Annotated in this window: 16 protein-coding genes; 12 read left to right on the forward strand and 4 right to left on the reverse strand. The window is 65.1% G+C overall.

From position 1 onward, the window contains the following. Nucleotides 1-125 precede the first annotated feature (125 nt). Genes JMF90_RS03060 through JMF90_RS03070 form a run of 3 tightly spaced genes read left to right on the forward strand, consistent with a single transcriptional unit; the run spans nucleotide 126 to nucleotide 4,258 of the window. Nucleotides 126-593, forward strand: coding sequence for a (2Fe-2S)-binding protein (locus tag JMF90_RS03060; protein WP_011549037.1), 468 nt, complete (start codon nucleotides 126-128; stop codon nucleotides 591-593). Between the two features lie 57 nt (nucleotides 594-650). Continuing rightward, nucleotides 651-2,915 carry a xanthine dehydrogenase family protein molybdopterin-binding subunit gene (locus tag JMF90_RS03065; RefSeq protein WP_011549038.1) on the forward strand — a complete coding sequence of 755 codons (2,265 nt, stop codon included), beginning with the start codon at nucleotides 651-653 and terminating at the stop codon, nucleotides 2,913-2,915. Nucleotides 2,916-2,947: 32 nt separating this feature from the next. Continuing rightward, nucleotides 2,948-4,258 carry a cytochrome c gene (locus JMF90_RS03070; RefSeq protein ID WP_011546824.1) on the forward strand — a complete coding sequence of 437 codons (1,311 nt, stop codon included), beginning with the start codon at nucleotides 2,948-2,950 and terminating at the stop codon, nucleotides 4,256-4,258. Between the two features lie 311 nt (nucleotides 4,259-4,569). Here JMF90_RS03070 and JMF90_RS03075 read toward each other — a convergent pair whose 3' ends face one another. Next, nucleotides 4,570-5,490, reverse strand: a complete 921-nt coding sequence (locus tag JMF90_RS03075; protein WP_011546825.1) for a LysR family transcriptional regulator — start codon at nucleotides 5,488-5,490, stop codon at nucleotides 4,570-4,572. 109 nt (nucleotides 5,491-5,599) lie between these two features. Between JMF90_RS03075 and JMF90_RS03080 the strand changes: the two genes are divergently transcribed. The 6 genes from JMF90_RS03080 to JMF90_RS03105 all read left to right on the forward strand — a co-directional run bounded on the left by JMF90_RS03080 (nucleotide 5,600) and on the right by JMF90_RS03105 (nucleotide 11,726). Further along, the gene (locus JMF90_RS03080; RefSeq protein ID WP_011546826.1) at nucleotides 5,600-6,337 is read left to right on the forward strand and encodes an SDR family oxidoreductase; all 738 of its coding nucleotides are present in this window, start codon (nucleotides 5,600-5,602) and stop codon (nucleotides 6,335-6,337) included. Nucleotides 6,338-6,393: 56 nt separating this feature from the next. Beyond that, on the forward strand, nucleotides 6,394-7,476 hold the full coding sequence (locus JMF90_RS03085) for an alkene reductase (RefSeq protein ID WP_011546827.1): 1,083 nt from the start codon (nucleotides 6,394-6,396) through the stop codon (nucleotides 7,474-7,476). A 161-nt stretch (nucleotides 7,477-7,637) separates the two neighbouring features. Further along, nucleotides 7,638-8,474, forward strand: a complete 837-nt coding sequence (locus JMF90_RS03090; protein WP_011546828.1) for an alpha/beta fold hydrolase — start codon at nucleotides 7,638-7,640, stop codon at nucleotides 8,472-8,474. 76 nt (nucleotides 8,475-8,550) lie between these two features. After that, the gene (locus tag JMF90_RS03095; protein WP_011546829.1) at nucleotides 8,551-8,940 is read left to right on the forward strand and encodes a limonene-1,2-epoxide hydrolase family protein; all 390 of its coding nucleotides are present in this window, start codon (nucleotides 8,551-8,553) and stop codon (nucleotides 8,938-8,940) included. Nucleotides 8,941-9,138: 198 nt separating this feature from the next. After that, complete coding sequence (locus JMF90_RS03100; RefSeq protein ID WP_011546830.1) at nucleotides 9,139-10,338, forward strand: M20 aminoacylase family protein; 1,200 nt, start codon at nucleotides 9,139-9,141, stop codon at nucleotides 10,336-10,338. A 56-nt stretch (nucleotides 10,339-10,394) separates the two neighbouring features. Further along, complete coding sequence (locus tag JMF90_RS03105; protein WP_011546831.1) at nucleotides 10,395-11,726, forward strand: MFS transporter; 1,332 nt, start codon at nucleotides 10,395-10,397, stop codon at nucleotides 11,724-11,726. Between the two features lie 18 nt (nucleotides 11,727-11,744). On the opposite strand, the gene JMF90_RS03110 is transcribed toward JMF90_RS03105, so the two are convergent. Then, entirely contained in the window at nucleotides 11,745-12,665 is a 921-nt protein-coding gene (locus tag JMF90_RS03110) for a LysR family transcriptional regulator (RefSeq protein ID WP_011546832.1), read from the reverse strand. 136 nt (nucleotides 12,666-12,801) lie between these two features. Here JMF90_RS03110 and JMF90_RS03115 point away from each other — a divergent pair, with 136 nt between their 5' ends. Next, a complete protein-coding gene (locus tag JMF90_RS03115; RefSeq protein ID WP_011546833.1) occupies nucleotides 12,802-13,575 on the forward strand; it encodes a transporter substrate-binding domain-containing protein in 774 nt (257 codons plus the stop codon). Nucleotides 13,576-13,630: 55 nt separating this feature from the next. After that, on the forward strand, nucleotides 13,631-14,746 hold the full coding sequence (locus tag JMF90_RS03120) for a succinylglutamate desuccinylase/aspartoacylase family protein (RefSeq protein ID WP_011546834.1): 1,116 nt from the start codon (nucleotides 13,631-13,633) through the stop codon (nucleotides 14,744-14,746). Nucleotides 14,747-14,956: 210 nt separating this feature from the next. Here JMF90_RS03120 and JMF90_RS03125 read toward each other — a convergent pair whose 3' ends face one another. Next, a complete protein-coding gene (locus JMF90_RS03125; RefSeq protein WP_027813851.1) occupies nucleotides 14,957-15,745 on the reverse strand; it encodes an IclR family transcriptional regulator in 789 nt (262 codons plus the stop codon). Nucleotides 15,746-15,972: 227 nt separating this feature from the next. Between JMF90_RS03125 and pcaF the strand changes: the two genes are divergently transcribed. After that, nucleotides 15,973-17,175: a 3-oxoadipyl-CoA thiolase gene (pcaF, locus tag JMF90_RS03130; RefSeq protein ID WP_011546836.1), complete on the forward strand. Its 1,203-nt coding sequence runs from the start codon at nucleotides 15,973-15,975 to the stop codon at nucleotides 17,173-17,175. 100 nt (nucleotides 17,176-17,275) lie between these two features. Here the strand turns inward: pcaF and JMF90_RS03135 are convergent. Continuing rightward, the coding region (locus JMF90_RS03135) for a DUF523 domain-containing protein (RefSeq protein ID WP_201324955.1) at nucleotides 17,276-17,515 on the reverse strand (240 nt) is incomplete at its 5' end.

Here is a 17,515-nt window from a genome sequence, read left to right on the forward strand (position 1 = left end):
CAGCGTACTTGGCCAACGCGGATTAATCAATTCTGCTCATGGCCGCATTCAACAATTCAAGGTTCAGCGCAGGCCGCATAACCGTAGCATCGAGGCTTGCGTAAATCTCAGATACGGATGGCGTCATGGTAAAGCTTGCGGTCAATGGTGAGAGTCGTTCGTTTGACGGCGATCCGAGTATGCCGGTGCTTTGGTATTTGCGCGACGAGCTCGGGCTGACGGGGACGAAGTTCGGGTGCGGCATGGCGCTGTGTGGCGCGTGTACCGTTCTCGTCGATGGCAGTCCGATTCGATCGTGCGTAACACCGCTTGCGAATGTCGCAGGTCGCAAGGTAACGACGATCGAAGCCGCCGAGCAATTGCACATAGGCCAAGCGCTGCAGGCCGCCTGGATCGAGCACCAGGTGCCTCAGTGCGGCTATTGCCAGTCCGGGCAGATCATGTCGGCGATCGCGTTGCTTTCCACGAAGCCGCGTCCGACCGACGACGATATCGACGCAGCAATGAGCGGAAACGCGTGCCGATGCGGCACCTATGTCCGGATTCGTGCTGCCATACACAAGGCCGCGAATGTGCTCGCAGCGCGAGCGTAACGCCAGCCAGGATTCTCGGCTATCACGACGCTCGTGACAAAAAACAGGAAGCAATCCATGACGAACCACGCCGGTGTTCCGAACGAAGACGCGGAATCGACTGTGAGCGACAGTCCCTCCATCGCAATGTCTCGCCGCAACTTTCTGGGCAGCATGGCGGCGTTCACGCTTGCGCTCAGCTTCCACGGAGGCACGGCCCGCGCGGCGGCCGTGATCGGAAAGTCGACGGCACGGTTGTCTTTCGAGCCCAATGCATTTATCCGCGTTGCCGCGGATGGCAAGGTGACCGTGATCTCGAGTTACCTCGAAATGGGCCAAGGGACGTTTACGGGGCTGGCTACGCTCGCCGCCGAGGAGCTCGACGTGAGCTTGAGTGACATCACCGTGACGGGGGCGCCTGCCGATGTGGAGCATTACATCAATCCCGTCCTCGCGGCGCGAGGGTTCAAGGTGCAGGCGACCGGCGGCAGCACGGCGATGGCTGGCGCCTGGGTTCAAATGAGGCACGCGGCAGCCACCGCGCGGACCATGTTCGTTGCCGCCGCAGCCAAACGGTTCGGTGTGCCTCGGAACGAACTCGTGGTAGAGAACGGCGTCGTCGTCCACCCGCGTTCGGGACGCCGGGCAACGTACGGTAGTCTGGTGGCCGCGGCTTCCGCGGAACCGATCCCCAAGGAAGTCGTGCTCAAGGATCACGCCCGATTCCGATTCATCGGCAAGAACGGTACGCGTCGCTTGGACGTTCCCGCCAAGGTCAACGGTAGTGCGATCTACACGCAGGACATTCGACTTCCGGGCATGCTCGTCGCCGCGATCGCGCATCCTCCGAAGTTGTGGGCAAAGATACGCAGTATCGATAGCGCCAAGGCGCTGGCCGTCCCCGGCGTGGTCGCGGTGGTGCGGGTTCCAGGTGACGACGAGATTCAGGGTGGTGCGGCGGTACTTGCCCGTAACACGTGGGCGGCCCGTCAGGGAAGGGACGCGCTGAAGATCGAGTGGGACGAGCGCGGTGCGCTGACCGCGGATTCTTTCATGATCGTCGCGAAGTTTCGCGAACTGGCCGGTACGCCGGGCGTGGTGGCGAAGGCGCGCGGCAAGGTGCTGGACGGCACACCCAGCGGTGCCAAGGTGATCGACGCGATCTATGAGCAGCCCTATCTGGCACATGCGCCGATGGAGCCGCTCAACTGCGTCGTGCATTTGACGAAGGACCGCTGCGAAATCTGGAACGGCGAGCAATGGCACACCGGAGATAGCAATGCAGCCGCGAAGGAACTTGGCTTCGCGCTGAACCAGGTCCAGCTGCATCAGCTCTACGCAGGGGGGAGTTTCGGCAGGCGCGCCAATCCGCGATCGGATTTTGTCCGCGAAGCCGTTCGCATTGCGATTGCTGCCCGTAAAGCGGGCATCGACGCGCCGATAAAAATGGTGTGGATGCGCGAAGACGACATGCGCGGTGTTCAATATCGCCCGCTGACCGTCCATCGTGTGCGTGCGATCGTCGATGCGTCCGGACAGCTGGCATCCTGGCACCATCGTATCGTCGGGCAGAGCTTCATGCCGTCGCCCGATCCCACGACGGTCGACGATAACCTCGTGGAAGGAGCGGCCGACACGGGCTATGCGATTCCGAATTTCCGGGTGGAGCAGCATAGCTACAACGCGTTCGCGATACCCGTGGCGTGGCTTCGGTCGGTAGGGCATACGCACACCGCGTTCGTGGTCGAGACGATGATCGATGAACTGGCCGCGGCGGCCGGGAAAGATCCCTATGCGTTTCGACGGCAACTGTTGCAGTCAAGCCCACGCGACCTCGGTGTGCTCGATCTCGCCGTCGAAAAGGCAGGGTGGGGCAAGCCGCTGCCTGCATCGAAACCCGGCGACCGGCGAGCGAGAGGCATTGCCGTCCACGCGTCGTTTGGTACGCACGTCGCTCAGGTAGCCGAAGTCACGCTGCGCCAGGACGGCTCCTACTCCGTAGACCGGATCGTATGTGCCGTCGACTGCGGCACGGTGATCAACCCTGACATTGTTGCCTCCCAGATCGAGGGCGCTGCCGCGCTCGGCCTTTCGTTCCTGCATCAAGCGATAACGTTCAAGCAGGGACAAGTCAAGGAAAGCAATTTCCACGACTATCCGATTCTGCGTATGAATGCGATGCCGCGAGTCGAGGTGTACATGGTGTCGTCGACTGCCGCGCCTACGGGCATCGGCGAGCCCGGCACGCCGCTTCCTGCGCCGGCCGTGGCGAATGCGCTTGCTGCCATCACCGGCCGGCGGATTCGCGCATTGCCTTTGCGTGATGACGTGCTCGCAGCTTGAACGGGAATATCGACTTGAAACGAATTGACACCATGAAGATCCTTCGCCGGATCGCTTGCTTTGGACTGCTGGTCATTCTCGTCGCTGCAGGATGGTTCGCATACACCGCGCTTCGACCGTCCGGGCCCGAACCGGTGTCGCCTTTCGCGGGCGTGCCGGCGGATCTACCGGCAGGTGTCGCGCGCGGCGCCTACCTCGCGCGGGCGGCGGATTGCGTCGCATGTCATACGGCTCCGGGCGGCACGCCCTATGCGGGCGGACGCGCGTTCGACCTGCCGTTCGGGAAGATCTATTCCACCAACCTCACGCCCGACAAGGAAACCGGCATAGGCGACTGGACTGACGACGCGTTCGTCAGGGCGGTGCGTCAGGGTGTCGGTCGGGCCGGGCACCTGTATCCGGCGATGCCTTATACGTCATATACGGCAATGAGCCGCGAAGACGTGCTGGATATCAAGACGTATCTGCTTTCCCTGGCACCGGTGCGACAGGCTGCGCCGCTCAATACGCTCGCGTTTCCGTTCAACCAGCGTTGGGGCATGGCGTTCTGGAATGCGATCTTCTTCCACGAGCAGCGATTCAGGCCCGATCCAGCGAAAAGCGTCGAGTGGAATCGCGGCGCGTATCTGGCAGGGCCGCTCGGGCACTGCGGCGAATGTCATACGCCACGAAATGCCGGATTTGCGATGCAATCCCGCGCGTATCTGTCGGGTGCCGACATCGATGGCTGGAAAGCGTATAACACGACGCAGGACGATCTTTACGGCATTGGCGCATGGCGGGACGAGCAGATTGCCGGCTATCTATCGACAGGGCATGCGCGCGGCCGCAGTTCCGCGGCGGGCCCAATGGCGGAGGTCGTCGAGCATAGTCTTCAACATTTGACGTCAAACGACATCGGCGCGTTGGTCGCATACCTTCGCGGGATAACGCCTGTGAAGGGTGGCGGTGCAGGCCCCGTTGAGCTTGCGCCGGCCGCTGCGCGCGCGTCGAATCCGGTCCTGCCGGGGGAAAGCGCCCGCGACGAAAATGGTCGTGGTCGACGTCTGTTTGCCGCGGACTGCGCGGGATGCCATCAATGGAACGGTGCAGGACGACAATCGCCGTATGCCGACCTCGTCGGCAGTCGTGCGGTCAACGATCCATCGGGTACAGCGCTGATGCAGGTGCTGCTCCATGGAACGAATGTGCAGATCAATGGACAGACCCACATGATGCCGTCATTCGGAAGTGTGTACTCGGATGCTGATGTGGCGGCTGTCTCGAACTACGTGATCGCGCATTTTGGCGATAAAAAGGGCACGGTGACCGTACAGCAGGTTCACGGGAAGCGCCGCGACTGATCACCGGATGAAAGCACGCGTTGCTGAAGCGATCGGCGGGCGACGGTCCGTTGCCGTGGAGCGTGCGCCGCCGATGCCGCCGCGGGCGGCGTCGGCATGGCCCTCCCTCAATGGACGAAAGGTCTTGGGGCAACTGTGGTCGGTATGGCCGGCTCAGAGTAGAACGTCGAACTTGCGCGGAAGGACCGCAAGGATGTGGTTGCGATGAGCGAAGAGCTGTTTCGCGTCATTCGCCGTGGCTGCCGGAATCGTTCCGTCGAAAGATCGCTTCGGCCGCTCCTCCAGGTAGTCCGAAAACCATCGGCTGCCCGTCAATGCTCTGCCGCATACGAAGCGAAAACCTTCTTGAGGTATGCCAGCAATACTTTGACGTTCGGACTACTACGGCGGCTCTCCGGCCAAAGGGCGGTGATAGTGGAGCGCGGTTCGACGAACTCGGTGAGGATCGGCACGAGTTCCCCGCGCCGGACGTACGCTGCCGCGACATACGTCGGCGAAATGCCCACGCCTCCGCCAGCCGCCATGACGGCAGCCACCGCATCGCTGGTATCGACGACGATGTCCGCATCCGGCGTGAGGCTGAGCGGCCCTTCGTCCGTGGCAAACGTCCAGCGAAGAACTTGCCCCGAACTTTGAAAGCGAAAGTTCACGCAATCATGCTCCACGAGTTCGTCAGGATGCCTGGGAACACCGCGTTTGGCGAGGTAGTCCGGAGACGCATAGGCGCCGATGTAGTGAGGCGAAAGCGCTCGCGAGACCAAACGAGAGCCCGTGAGATCCCCGACGCGAACGGCCACATCGATACCTTCACCGACGAGGTCGACGAAATGATCGCCCAGGCGCAGGTCGATCGACAGCTTGGGAAAGCGCTGGCGAAACGCGGGTAGGGCGGGCGCGATGAGATGAACCCCGATCGGCAGCGGCGCGGTCACTTTCAGGATGCCCGCAGGCTCGGATCGCGCCGAGGCAGCGGCCTGTTCGATCGCTTCCATTTCCGACAGCAGGCGCAGCGTGCGTTCATGCAGGTCGCGCCCTTCCTGAGTCAGCGTCAATGACCGTGTCGTGCGGTTGAACAGTTTGATCTCGAAGTGACGCTCCAGACGCTGGATACTTTTGCTTATCGCGGAAGGCGTGACGCCGAGCGCCCGCGCCGCAGCCGAATAGCTTCCCAACGATGCCGCGCGGCTAAATGCGATGAGGCCGGTGAGACGGTCCAGGCTGATTTGTTCCATGGCGGAAATATAGAAGCGAATCGGGCGCTGATTATCAATGTCGGCCGTCAAGTATAGAGTCTCTGCACGGCGCCGTTTCGAGTTGCGCCGGCTGACAGGGACCCACTCCATGACCTCTGATTTCGATTCCCATTCACTCAAGAGCAAGTCCGTCCTCATCTTCGGCGGAACGTCCGGAATCGGCCTTGCGGCAGCCAAACAGGCCAAGGCCGCGGGTGCAAGCGTCACGGTGGTCGGGTTCAATCCGGAGGGTGCCGAACAGGTCGCCATCGAGAATGGATTCGCGGGTTGGCGGAGCGCCGACGTGACCCGGCCGGAAACCATCGTCTCGGCACTGGCCGACATCGCTCACGTCGACCATCTCGTTCTCCTCGCGGGAACCTTCGTGGCAGGCAAGGTACTCGACGCGGATGTCGACTATCTGCGGCGGGCGTTCGACGAGCGCGTTTGGGCCGCCGTCCATACTTTGCGCGCGCTGGGTGACCGCCTGGCGGCCGATGCCTCCGTCACGTTTATTTCCGGCGTGTTGGCCGACCGACCCAATGCCTATGGCACCGCCATTCTTGCGTCGGCATCGGCCGCGATGGAGGCGCTGGCCAGAGGGCTGGTTCTGGAACTTGCGCCTCGCCGTGTCAACACCGTTTCGCCCGGCACCACCGACACGCCGTTGCTCGCTCGCACGCTCGGCGAAGGTCGTGACGCGTACGTCAACGCATTGAAAGACAAATTGCCGTTGCATCGGTTGGGAACCGCCGAAGAAGTGGGCGCGGCAGTGGTGTTCCTCATGAGCAATGGATCGATGAACGGCGAGACGATTCATGTCGACGGCGGCGCTCGCCTCGTCTGAACTGGGTGAAGCGTTGCCGGCATTTCCACGTTGGCGAAAACAAGAAGGAGGTTGGGGTGCCTACGCTGTTTGATCCCTTGCGACTCGGTGCGATTGAAGTGCCCAACCGTATCCTCATGGCGCCGATGACGCGTGCGCGGGGAACGCGCGAACACGTACCGACCGCGATGATGGCGGACTATTACAGTCAGCGTGCCTCCGCGGGGCTGATCATCTCGGAGGCGATCGGCATCTCCCGGCAGGGCCTGGGATGGCCTTACGCCACCGGGCTGTGGACAGCTGCGCAAATTGCCGGCTGGCGCACGGTGACCGATGCCGTGCACGAAGCGGGCGGCCGCATCATTGCGCAGCTGTGGCATATGGGGCGAGTCGTGCATCCGAGCTTTCTGGATGACGCACCGCCTGTCTCCTCGTCCGAGACGACGGCGCCCGGCCACGCTCATACCTACTCGGGCAAGCAGCCCTACACGCAGGCACGCGCACTCGAGACAAAAGAAATTCCCGCGATCATCGAGCAGTTCGCCGCCGCGGCACGAAATGCGCTGCAGGCTGGCTTCGACGGCGTACAGTTGCATGCGTCGAACGGTTATCTGATCGATCAATTCCTGCGAGACAGTGCCAACTTCCGCGGCGACGCGTATGGCGGATCGATCTCGAATCGGCTCCGGCTGCTCATCCAGGCAACCCGGGCTGTCGCGGATGTAGCGGGTCCCGGCCGTACCAGCGTCCGCCTGTCTCCGAACGGCGAAACGCAGGGCGTGCGCGACAGCGATCCCTTGCCGTTGTTTATCGCGGCCGCCGAGGCGCTGTCCGCGGTAGGGATCGGGTTCCTGGAACTGCGCGAGCCTCCGCTGAACGGCAGTTTCGGCGTCGGGTACCTCGACCCGCTCGCGGCGAAAATTCGACCGGCTTTCAAAGGACCGCTGGTGCTCAACTCGGATTTCGACGCCACTCGAGCTCAGGCAGAACTCGATGCGGGCGTCGCCGACGCCGTTACGTTCGGGCGCCCGTTCATTTCCAATCCGGACTTCCCTCGGCGTCTGGCCGAAGCGATTCCGCTCGCGTCAGACGACCCGGCCACATGGTTCACGCAAGACGCGCAGGGCTACATCGATTACCCGTTCGCGGCGTCGACGTAACCACTCCTTCCTGAGGCGGCTCGAGATCGGACGGCACCCGCGGGCGTGCTTTTCGCCTGCCGGCCGCATTCCGGCGACCACCCTGCGAGATCGCGCGGGCCGCGACGACGACTTCCGCAGCACCCGTTACTTCCCTGCAACCGTACGAAAGGAACACGATCATGTCATTCATTACCACGCGGGACGGCGTAGACATTTTCTATAAAGACTGGGGCCCCCGGGACGCTCAGCCGATCGTGTTCCATCACGGCTGGCCGCTCTCCGCGGATGACTGGGATACCCAGATGCTCTTCTTCCTGGCGAACGGGTATCGCGTTATTGCCCACGACCGGCGCGGACACGGGCGCTCGTCGCAGGTCGCAGAAGGTCACGACATGGATCATTACGCAGCGGACGCGTTTGCGCTCGTCGAGACACTGGACCTCAGGCATGCCGTGCATATCGGCCATTCCACCGGCGGGGGCGAAGTGGCGCGCTATGTTGCGAGGCACGGCGAGCCGACGGGGCGTGTCGCAAAGGCCATTCTCGTGAGCGCCGTGACGCCGCTGATGCTGAAGACGCCATCGAATCCCGAAGGCCTGCCGCTGGATGTCTTCGACGGGCTACGCAAGGGGCTCGCTGAAAATCGCGCGCAGTTCTTCGTAGACGTGCCCGCGGGCCCGTTCTACGGGTTCAATCGTCCTGACGCGACCGTTCATCAGGGCGTGATTCAGAACTGGTGGCGCCAGGGAATGATGGGTAGCGCGCAAGCCCACTACGAGGGTATCAAGGCGTTTTCGGAAACGGACCAGACCGAAGATCTCCAGTTGATCGGCGTGCCGACGCTGGTGCTTCACGGCGAGGATGACCAGATCGTCCCGTACAAGGACGCGGCGCTCAAGGCGATCAAACTGTTGAAGAACGGCAAGCTGAAAACGTTCCCGGGCTTCTCCCATGGGATGTTGACCGTCAACGCGAGTGTCTTGAACGCGGAACTGCTGGCATTCGTTCAAGAATAAGACTGGCGGGACATCGCGCACCTGCTGGTGCGCGATGTCCCGCGCCTGCTTTTCCCCCCCATTTTGAGGAGCCGAGATGACTACCGATGTTTTGGCCGTGGCGCTTCGATTCTTTTCGCTTTGGACCGAAAACCGCATCGACGACGCGCTGTCGATGCTCTCCGATGATGTCCTCTACGACAACGTTCCGTTCCCCGACATCGTTGGACGGGACAATGTTCGCCAATTCCACGGCGACTTCGGGATCGGTACGACGTTCAAGGTCGACTGGACGGTGACCCATATCGCCGCAGCGGGAAACGTCGTCCTCAATGAGCGGATCGACGTCTTTCAACACGAATCAGGCGGAAAAATCACGCTTCCCGTGATGGGTACCCTGACCATCGTCGATGATCGAATCACGGTTTGGCGAGACTACTTCGATCCCGCGGACTTCGATCGGCAGTTGAGTGCAATCAAGAAGTAGTCTTACGCCGCAGTAGCGGGTACCCAATCGAAAACTACAAGCCGGACCGGCGCATCCGTACTAACCCTGATTAAAAACACTTATCACGGTGAAAAATTCCGCATCTTCTTGAACCGATATCGGCTGGCTATAGTGGCTCGCTTTCCCGCATGCAAACGCCGCGTGCGAGACACGCTGACAATCAGCAGGAGCCCCTTGATGACCACCGATACCCCCAATACCCGCTTCACCGAAGTCGAGGATCTGATGCCCGCCGCCGGCGGGCTGCGCGAGATCCGCCACCACATCCACCATCATCCCGAGCTCGCGTACGAAGAGCACGACACGGCCGCGCTCGTCGCGGACAAGCTCGAGCAATGGGGCTGGCAGGTGACGCGCGGGGTCGGCAAGACGGGCGTGGTCGGCACGTTGCGGGTGGGCGACGGCACGCGCAGCATCGGCATTCGCGCCGACATGGATGCGCTGCCGATCGTCGAGGCGACCGGCCTGCCGTATGCGAGCGGCACGCACGGCAAGATGCACGCGTGCGGCCACGATGGCCACACGACGATGCTGCTGGGCGCCGCGCAGCATCTCGCGAAGACGCGCAACTTCTCGGGCACCGTCCACCTGTATTTCCAGCCGGCGGAAGAGCACGGCGTCGACAGCGGCGCGAAGAAGATGATCGACGACGGCCTGTTCGAGCGCTTCCCGTGCGATGCCGTGTTCGGCATGCACAACCATCCGGGCGCGGCGCCCGGCGTGTTCCTCACGCGGCGCGGCCCGTTCATGTCGGCCGGCGACAAGGCGATCATCACGATCGAGGGCGTCGGCGGCCACGCGGCTCGGCCGCACCTGACAGTCGATCCGGTCGTCGTCGCGGCGAGCATCGTGATGGCGCTGCAGACGATCGTCGCGCGCAACGTCGACCCGTCGCAGCCGGCGGTCGTCACGGTCGGCTCGATGCACGCGGGCACCGCGAACAACGTGATTCCGAACGGCGCGCGCCTCGAACTCAGCGTACGGTCGTTCAGCCCGGAAGTGCGCGCGCTGCTCAAGCGCCGCATCACCGAGCTGGCCGAAACGCAGGCCGCGAGCTACGGCGCGAGCGCGAACGTCGAGTACATCGAAGGCTATCCGGTCGTCGTCAATACGGATGCCGAAACGGATTTCGCCGCGCAGGTCGCGCGCGAACTCGTCGGCGATGCGCACGTGGTCGAGCAGACCGACCTGCTGATGGGCAGCGAGGATTTCGCGTTCATGCTGCAGCAGCGGCCGGGCTCGTTCGTGCGGCTCGGCAACGGCGAAGGCGAGGACGGCTGCATGGTGCACAACCCGAAATACGACTTCAACGATCGCAACCTGCCGATCGGCGCGGCGTTCTGGACGCGCCTCGTCGAGCGTTACCTCGGACAGTAATCGCGGCGGCGGCGGGCGGCCGGCGCTTCCGGCCGCATTGACAGGAGAGGATAGCGATGCAGAAAGATCATCTCGCGCTGCACCCCGCGTCGGCGGAGGCCGCCGACACCGGCGCGCCGGGCGCGCCTGCCGTCACGCGGCGCGGCGCGATCGCCGCGGCCGTGATCGGCAACTGGCTGGAATTCTTCGATTTCACCGTGTACGGCTTCTTCGCGGTGCTGATCGGCAAGCTGTTCTTCCCGTCGAGCGACCCGACCACGTCGTTGCTGCTGTCGGTCGCGACGTTCGCCGCCGGCTTCTTCACGCGGCCGCTCGGCAGCGTCGTGCTCGGCGTCTACGCGGACCGCAAGGGGCGCAAGGCCGCGCTGAACCTGACGATCATGCTGATGGCGCTCGGCACCGGCCTGATCGCGATCGCGCCGACCTATGCGCAGGTGGGCGTCGCCGCGCCGCTGCTCGTCGTGTTCGCGCGCTTGCTGCAGGGTTTCTCGCAGGGCGGCGAATTCGGCGCGGCGACGTCGACGCTGCTCGAACAGGGCGGCACGTCGCGCCGTGGGTTCCGCGCGAGCTGGCAGCTCGCGACGCAGGGCGGCGCCGCGCTGATGGGTTCAGGGTTCGCGGCGTTGCTGTCCAACACGATGACGAAGGACGCGCTGGAAGGCTGGGGCTGGCGGCTGCCGTTTCTCGTCGGCGTGCTGATCGCGCCGGTCGGGATGTATCTGCGCCGCCGGCTCGCGGACGACGCGCCCGGAGACCGCCATCACGGCATCGAACGCGGCGTGCTGCGCGAGCTGTTCTCGAAGCACACACGCACGGTGTTGCTGCTGATGCTCACGGTGATGGGCGGCACGGTGTCGACCTACATCCTCACCTTCTACATGCCGACCTACGCGATCCATACGCTCGGCCTGCCGATGAAGCTGTCGATGTTCGTCGGCGTCGCGTCGGGCTGCGTGATGCTGGTCACATGCCCGCTGTTCGGCTGGCTGTCGGACCAGCTCGGCAGCCGCCGCCTGCCGATCTTCGTCGGCCGCGGCGTGCTGGTCGCGCTGCTGTTCCCGGCGTTCTGGCTGATGAACCATCATCCGACGCTGTCGGTGATCCTGCCGCTGACCGCGCTGATGCTGCTGTTCTATTCGCTCGGCTCGGCATCGGAAATGGCGCTGATGTGCGAGTCGCTGCCGCGCCACGTGCGTGCGACGGGCATCTCGATCGCGTATGCGCTCGCGGTGACGATCTTCGGCGGCACCGCGCAGCTGATCGCGACCTGGCTCGTGAAGACGACCGGCAGCAAGCTCGCGCCGGCCGGCTACGTGGCCGCGTGCGTGGTGCTGTCGCTGATCGCGGTCGCGATGCTGCGCGAGACGGCGCGGGAATCGCTGGACTGACGTGCGAGGCGGGTGGCCTTACCGCCCGCGCACCACCCGTAAATACGACGCGAGCATCGTCGCGAGTTCCTGCGCGGCGGGCGTCAGCGGCACGGCCGCGCGCTGCAGCAGGCAGATGTCCTGCGCTTCGGCCTGCTCGCGCACCGGCACCTTCACGAGCGCGCCGGCGAACGGCCCGTGCCGCGTGATCGCTTCGGTTTCGAGCGCGAGGGAATCGGTCTGCGTGACGATCTGCAGCGTCTCGAACATTCCTTCGACGGTCGCCAGAATCTTCGGCGGCGGCTGGCCGTGCGTATCGAAGTACGCGAGCAGCCGGTTGACGACCGGGTCGGCGCTCAGGTTCGGCGAGCGCGTCGACACCCATCCGTAGTCGCCCAGCTCGGCGAGCGATTGCGCGTGCATCGCCGGATGCCCGTTGCGGCAGACGACCACCGGCGCCGACGTGCGCAGCGGCGTGACCGCGAGATCGGTCGTGTCGGTCTGCTTCGCGACCAGCGCGATCGCGAAATCGACCGCACTCTCGCGCAGCCAGCCGATCATCATCCGCGACGTGCCGGTGCGCAGGTGCACGTCCACCTTGTCGAAGCGCGCGCGGAACGCGGTCAGCACCGGCGCGAACGCGTCGATCAGCGGCTCGGTCACGAGGCCGAGCGTGACGGTGCCTTCGTAGGCACCGCTCAACTGACGGATTTCCCGCTCGACCTGCTCGCATTCGCCGAGGATCGAACCGGAACGCGCGAGCAGCCGCTGGCCGACGGCCGTCGGCACGATCCCGCGGTTGGTGCGCGTGAACAGCGTCGCGCCGAGCGTCGCCTCGAGGCCCTGCAGTTGCTGCGTGACGCCGCTTTGCGCGAGATCGAGCGCGCGGGCGGCCGCGCGCAGGCTGCCGTGCTCGACGACGGCCTGGAAGATGCGGAGCTGGGACAGCGTGAACGCCATGGGAAGCAGCGAGGCCGGTGATCGGAAATACCGATCATGATAAGCCAGCCGATGGTTCCGGCGGCCGCGCGCGGCCCCTACGATCGCAGGCAGTCCGGCTCATGCCGTTCGTTCCTCTTCCTGCCCGTCGTCGACCATGAAACGTTTCCTCGTCCCGCTCGTTTTCCTGTGCATTGGCCTGGCGGCCACGTCCGCATATGCGCTCGACGCGCACGTGGTGCGGCTCGGCATCGACCCGACCTATCCGCCGATGGACGCGAAGGCGCCCGACGGCAGCCTGAAGGGCTTCGACGTCGATCTCGGCAACGAGATCTGCCGCCGCGCGCAGTTGCGCTGCCAGTGGGTCGAGCTCGAATTCTCCGGGATGATCCCCGCGCTGCAGGCGCGCAAGATCGACGCGATCCTGTCGTCGATGGCGATCACCGCGAAGCGCGAGAAGCAGATCCTGTTCTCGTCGAAGCTGTTCCGCTTCAAGTCGCGGCTCGTCGCGCGGCCCGGCAGCGGGCTCGACGGCACGGCGGCGTCGCTGGCCGGCAAGCGCGTCGGCGTGCAGTCGGGCACGCAATTCGAATCGTGGGCGCTCGCGCACTGGGCGCCGGCCGGCGTCGGCGTGGTGCCGTACAAGAGCCAGGACGACGTGTTCGCCGATCTCGTGAACGGCCGCCTCGACGCGGCGCTGCTCGGCACCGTGGAAGCCGACTACGGGTTCCTGCGCCAGCCGCGCGGCAAGGGTTTCGCATTCGTCGGCGCGCCGCTCGACATGGGCGATCGCGGCGTCGGCATCGGCATGCGGCAGTCGGATACCGCGCTGAAGGCGTCGATCGACGGCGCGATCGCGTCGATGCTGAAGGACGGTACGTACGACCGGATCGCGAAGCAGTATTTCGATTTCAATCCGTACGGCGACTGAGCGCCGCGCCGGCCCGTTCGCCCGATTCCCCGCTTTCATCCATTCGAGACCATCGATGCAGATTCGCACCACGCCGCTCCTGTCGCCGTCGATCGGCACGCAGCGCACGCTGACGAGCTTTCATTTCGGGCCGGCCGGCAGCGGCCGCAAGATCTACCTGCAGGCCGCGCTGCACGCGGACGAGACGCCCGCGATGCTCGCGGCGTTCGTGCTCAAGCAGCGCCTCGCGCAGCTCGACGCCGAAGGCCGGCTCGCGGCCGAAATCGTGCTCGTGCCGGTGTCGAACCCGGTCGGCCTCAATCATCATCTGCTCGGGCAGTTCATCGGCCGTTTCGACCTCGCGAGCGGGCGCAACTTCAATCGCGGCTTCCTGCCGCTCGCGGAGATCGCCGCGCGTGCGCGCGACCGGCTCGGCGACGACGGCGCACGCAATCGCGCGATCGTGCGTGAATGCGTCGGCGCGGCGCTCGATGAAATCGCGCCGCGCACCGAGTTCGATGCGCTGCAACTGGCGCTGCTGAAGTTGTCGCACGACGCCGATGTGGTGATCGACCTGCATTGCTCGCTCGAAGCGGTGATGCACGTGTACACGAGCGATACCGCGTGGCCGGACGTCGAGCCGCTCGCGCGGTATCTCGGCGCCGAGGTGTCGCTGCTCGCCGAGGATTCGGGCGGCCATGCGTTCGACGATGCGCATCACTTGCTGTGGTCGCAGCTGCGCGCGCATTTGCCGGACGGCACGCCGATGGCGGCCGGCACCGTGGCCGTGACGGTCGAGTGTCGGGGTCAGCGCGACGTGACGTACGAATACGCGCAACGCGACGCCGACGCGCTCGTCGACTATCTGGTGTGGTGCGGCGCGGTGCGCGGCGAACGTGCGCCGCTGCCGCCGCTGGCCGCACCGGCCACGCCGCTCGCGGGCAGCGAACAGTTTTATGCGCCGGTGAGCGGAATCCTTGTGCACCGCGCGGCGATCGGCGCGACGATCCGTGCGGGCGATCCGCTGTTCGACATCGTCGATCCGCTGACGGACGCGATCACGACGATCTCGAGCGCGACCGATGGCGTGTTCTACATGCGCCGCGCGATCCGTTTCGTAACGGCCGGCGCGCCGCTCGGCCGCGTGACGGGCATGGTGCCGGTGCGAAAGGGGATGCTGCTGGGCGCGTGAGCGGGGCGGTGTCCTGCCGACGCGATGCAATTTCGTTCTCGTCAGATTGACCGTGTTGGAGCGCATCACTAAATTGTGCGACGCGGAGTGCGCTCCGTGTTCCGTGAGAAGAACGTTGCAGAGATCAGAGTTTGAGCGGGCGGCCTTGTGCCGCCCGTCTTTTTATTGGGCGCTTTGTCGCGTCACCGAAATGACGATCTCGCCCGGCGCTCAACCGCGCCGCGCCACCAGCTCCGATACCGTCTGCGCGGCCTGCTGCAGCGGCCCGAGAAACTCCTTCACCATCTGCTTCGCGGTATGCCGCTGCGCGTTGCCGCTGATGTTCATCGCGGCGATGACCTGCCCGCGCCGGTTGCGGATCGGCGCGGATAGCGACATCAGCCCCACTTCGAGTTCCTGATCGACCACGGCCCAGCCCTGCTGACGCACCTGCGCGATCGCCGCCTTCAGTTCGCCGAGGTCGGTGATCGTGCGCGGCGTATGCGCGCGGATGGTGCTCTGCGCGAGCGTTTCATCGAGCGCCGCATCGTCGAGCGCGGACAGCAGCACGCGGCCCATCGACGTGCAGTACGCGGGCAGCCGGCTGCCGATCGACAGGTTGATCGTCATGATCTTGCGGGTCGGCACGCGCAGCACGTAGACGATCTCGGTGCGGTCGAGCACCGCGGCCGAGCAGCTTTCGTGGATCTGCGCGGACAGTTGCTCCATCACCGGATCGGCGAGATTCCAGAACGGCATCGAGGTGAGATACGCGAAGCCGAGCTCGAGGATCTTCGGCGTGAGCCGGAACAGCCGGCCGTCGGCCTCGACGTAGCCGAGCGTCTGCAGCGTGAGCAAAATCCGGCGGGCCCCCGCGCGCGTGAGGCCGGTGGCCGATGCCACCTCGGTGAGCGTCTGCTCCGGGCGCGCCGCGTCGAACGCGCGGATCACCGCGAGGCCGCGCGCGAACGACTGTACATAGGAGTCGCCGGGTTTCGTCTGAATATCGTCGGTTGTCATGAGCGCCTGGAATGTCGTGCAGCCGAGAAGATAGCGCATGGGGCCCGACACGCCAACCTCCCGGCGGGCCGTGCCCTTGACAGGTCGTCCCCGCACTCCCTATGATGCGTTGAACGTTCGATACACGATCTTATGTTCGTATGTAGAACATCCAAGCGCATCCCGGCGGGCAATGCAAGGGGCGCGCCCTATTCATTTCCCCGCCTTTCACGGGACCGGAGACACTGATGACCGAAGCTTTTCTGTGTGATGCGATCCGTACGCCGATCGGGCGTTACGGCGGTGCACTGTCCGGCGTGCGCGCCGACGATCTGGGCGCGGTGCCGCTCAAGGCGCTCGTCGAGCGCAATCGCGACGTCGACTGGACGGCGATCGACGACGTGATCTACGGCTGCGCGAACCAGGCCGGCGAGGACAACCGCAACGTCGCGCGCATGTCGGCGCTGCTCGCGGGTTTGCCGGAGGGCGTGCCGGGTTCGACGATCAACCGCCTGTGCGGTTCCGGCATGGATGCGGTCGGCGTGGCCGCACGCGCGATCAAGTCGGGCGAAGCCGCGTTGATGGTTGCGGGCGGCGTCGAGAGCATGACGCGCGCGCCGTTCGTGATGGGCAAGGCCGCGAGCGCGTTCGCGCGCCAGGCCGACATCTACGACACGACGATCGGCTGGCGCTTCGTCAATCCGTTGATGAAACAGCTGCACGGCGTCGATTCGATGCCGGAAACCGCGGAGAACGTCGCGGTCGACTACAACGTCAGCCGCGCGGATCAGGACCTGTTCGCGCTGCGCAGCCAGCAGAAAGCCGCGCGGGCGCAGCAGGACGGTACGCTGGCCGAAGAAATCGTGTCGGTCACGATTGCGCAGAAGAAGGGCGACCCGGTGGTCGTGTCGCGCGACGAGCATCCGCGCGAAACGTCGCTCGAAGCGCTCGCGAAGCTGAAGGGCGTCGTGCGCCCGGATGGCTCGGTCACGGCCGGCAACGCGTCGGGCGTGAACGACGGCGCCGCCGCACTGCTGCTGGCGAACGAAGCAACCGCGAAGCGCTTCGGCCTGACGCCGCGTGCCCGCGTGCTGGGGATCGCGACGGCCGGCGTCGCGCCGCGCGTGATGGGCATCGGCCCGGCGCCGGCCACGCAGAAGCTGCTCGCGCGGCTCGGCATGACGATCGACCAGTTCGACGTGATCGAACTGAACGAGGCGTTCGCGTCGCAAGGTCTCGCCGTGCTGCGCATGCTCGGCGTGGCCGATGACGATCCCCGCGTGAACCCGAACGGCGGCGCGATCGCGCTTGGCCACCCGCTCGGCGCATCGGGTGCGCGCCTCGTGACGACCGCGATGTACCAGCTGCATCGCACGAACGGTCGCTTCGCGCTGTGCACGATGTGCATCGGCGTCGGTCAGGGCATCGCGATCGCGATCGAACGCGTGTGACCGGCGCGATGCGGTGAAGCGGCCGGATATGCGCCGCTTCACCGCTGTGCTGTATCCGCCACGATGGGCGGCACGAGGTGTCTCGTGCCGCCCATCGTCGTTAACCGGCCTGCGACAGTTGCCTGAGGCGCGCGTCGAGCGCGTCGATCTCGGTGTCCGCGAATACCTCGATGCCATGCTCGCGCAGCAGCGCCGCGGTGACGCCGGCGCCCGCCTGCCGCCGGCTCGCGAAACTTCCGTCGTAAATGAACGTGCTGCCGCACGACGGGCTGCCGTCGGCGAGGATCGCGAAGCGGCAATCGTGTGCCTGCGCGAGGGCCAGCGCGGTTTGCGCGCCGGC

Source organism: Burkholderia sp. E168m23 (assembly GCF_016586125.1).
GTDB lineage: Bacteria > Pseudomonadota > Gammaproteobacteria > Burkholderiales > Burkholderiaceae > Burkholderia > Burkholderia orbicola.